Raw genomic sequence first — 512 nt, 5'->3', positions numbered from 1 at the left:
GCCTGTGTCGGTGCGGCGGGGCCGTCTGAAAAGGCTATTCCAAAGGTAACAAGGCAAAAACAGGACAGTAAGGACATTTGTCCTCAGAGCATGATGAAAGACATAGACGGACAAGGCTATGAATGTGTGGATATTTTCAGTATGAGGTTGGAAAAGCAACTGAATAAGAAATACGAAAATCTGCTGCACCGTATCGATTCAAAAGACCCAAAATTGAATGGAGTATCCAAAGAATATTTTTTGACTATCCGTAAGAATTGGGAAAGTTATACGGAAATGCTGTGTTCAGACCCATCCGTTACGACGAAAGTTCGTCCTCTTGCAGGACGCTACATCCGTATTTGCAGATTCGAGCAGAATTTAAACCATTTGAAAGCGTTGGAACGCTTTGAAAATTCTTTATAAAGCTGATAGATAGTTAGGAGGCTGATATATTGAAATCCAACAACCGTTACATTCTGCCGCTGCTAGCCGTGATGGCATCCGCCGCCTGTGTCGGTGCGGCGGGGTCG

General features: G+C 44.3%; 1 protein-coding gene. It reads left to right on the top strand.

The genetic code is table 11. The features are described from left to right. The coding region (locus HMPREF2872_RS05625; protein ID WP_070631898.1) for a hypothetical protein at positions 1-405 on the top strand (405 nt) is incomplete at its 5' end. Between the last annotated feature and the right edge of the window lie 107 nt (positions 406-512).

Source organism: Neisseria sp. HMSC069H12 (assembly GCF_001812735.1).
Taxonomy (GTDB): domain Bacteria; phylum Pseudomonadota; class Gammaproteobacteria; order Burkholderiales; family Neisseriaceae; genus Neisseria; species Neisseria subflava.
The sequence above is the reverse complement of the archived record's forward strand: the minus strand, read 5'-3'. Positions and strand labels throughout refer to the sequence as shown.